This is a genomic window from Streptomyces sp. NPDC054841 (assembly GCF_053611045.1).
In genome coordinates this window covers 1-1476 of the sequence record NZ_JBSGZO010000890.1, presented here as the reverse complement: position 1 = coordinate 1476, position 1476 = coordinate 1, and the positions used below count along the sequence as shown (strand labels likewise).

General features: G+C 70.6%; 1 protein-coding gene and 1 pseudogene. Both read left to right on the top strand.

All coding sequences use genetic code 11. The features are described from left to right. Positions 1–104 precede the first annotated feature (104 nt). Complete coding sequence (locus ACWGI8_RS44220; protein ID WP_453669264.1) at positions 105–1382, top strand: thymidine phosphorylase; 1278 nt, start codon at positions 105–107, stop codon at positions 1380–1382. Then, positions 1381–1476: pseudogene (locus tag ACWGI8_RS44215) on the top strand (alpha/beta hydrolase); the annotation flags it as partial. The gene ACWGI8_RS44220 and the pseudogene ACWGI8_RS44215, both read left to right, overlap by 2 nt.

Genomic DNA, 1476 nt, shown 5'->3' with positions numbered 1-1476 from the left:
GGGCCGCCCACTTTTCCCACCCCCCACGCCGAGAACCGCGTACCCCTGCCAACCTTCGTACCTCTCGCACCACCCTGGTTCGTACCGGAAGGACCCCCAAGCACATGGACGCCATCTCCGTCATCCGCACCAAGCGTGACCGAGGCGAACTCACCCCCGAGCAGATCGACTGGGTCATCGACGCGTACACCCGTGGCGAGGTCGCCGACGAGCAGATGTCGGCGCTGGCGATGGCGATCCTGATCAACGGCATGAACCGTGCGGAGATCGCCCGCTGGACCGCCGCGATGATCGCCTCCGGCGAGCGCATGGACTTCTCCTCGCTGTCCCGCCCGACCGCCGACAAGCACTCCACCGGTGGCGTCGGCGACAAGATCACACTGCCGCTGGCGCCGCTCGTGGCCGCCTGCGGCGCGGCCGTGCCGCAGCTGAGCGGCCGCGGTCTCGGCCACACCGGCGGCACGCTGGACAAGCTGGAGTCCATCCCCGGCTGGCGTGCGCTGCTGTCCAACGCGGAGATGCTGAACGTCCTCGACACGACCGGCGCGGTCATCTGCGCGGCCGGCGACGGGCTGGCCCCGGCCGACAAGAAGCTCTACGCCCTCCGGGACGTCACCGGCACGGTCGAGGCGATCCCGCTGATCGCTTCCTCGATCATGTCGAAGAAGATCGCCGAGGGTACGGGCTCGCTGGTGCTGGACGTGAAGGTCGGCTCCGGCGCCTTCATGAAGAACATCGAGGACGCCCGCGAGCTCGCCTCCACCATGGTGGGTCTCGGCACCGACCACGGGGTGAAGACCGTGGCCCTGCTCACCGACATGTCCACCCCGCTCGGCCTCACCGCGGGCAACGCCCTGGAGGTCCGTGAGTCCGTCGAGGTGCTCGCGGGCGGCGGCCCCCAGGACGTCATCGACCTCACCGTGGCCCTGGCCCAGGAGATGCTCATCGCTGCCGGCATCAAGGACGCCGACCCCGCGAAGGCACTCGCCGACGGCTCCGCCATGGACGTCTGGCGCCGCATGATCGCCGCGCAGGGCGGAGACCCGGACGCCGAGCTCCCCGTCGCCCGTGAGCAGCACGTGATCACCGCCCCGTCCACGGGCGTGCTCACCCGCCTCGACGCCTACGGCGTCGGTGTCGCCGCCTGGCGCCTCGGTGCGGGCCGCGCCCGCAAGGAGGACCCGGTCCAGGCCGGCGCCGGCATCGAGATCCACGCCAAGCCCGGCGAGCCGGTGACCGCGGGCCAGCGTCTGCTGACCCTGCACACGGACACCCCGGAGAAGTTCGAGTACGCCATCAAGTCCCTTGAGGGGGCGTACGACATCGCCGCGACGGGCACGGCGTTCACCTCGAACCCGATCGTCCTGGACCGCATCGCCTGACTCCGTACTCGCGCTGGCCCCTTGGCTGCCGGAGGACGACGTCGCGGCGCAACCCGAACCGGTGAAACAGCTCGCCGGGCGTCAGGTCCTGATC

Bases quoted from the DNA above. Each gene is read 5' to 3' on its own strand.
- ACWGI8_RS44220 (WP_453669264.1), top strand. From the start codon at position 105: ATGGACGCCATCTCCGTCATCCGCACCAAGCGTGACCGAGGCGAACTC.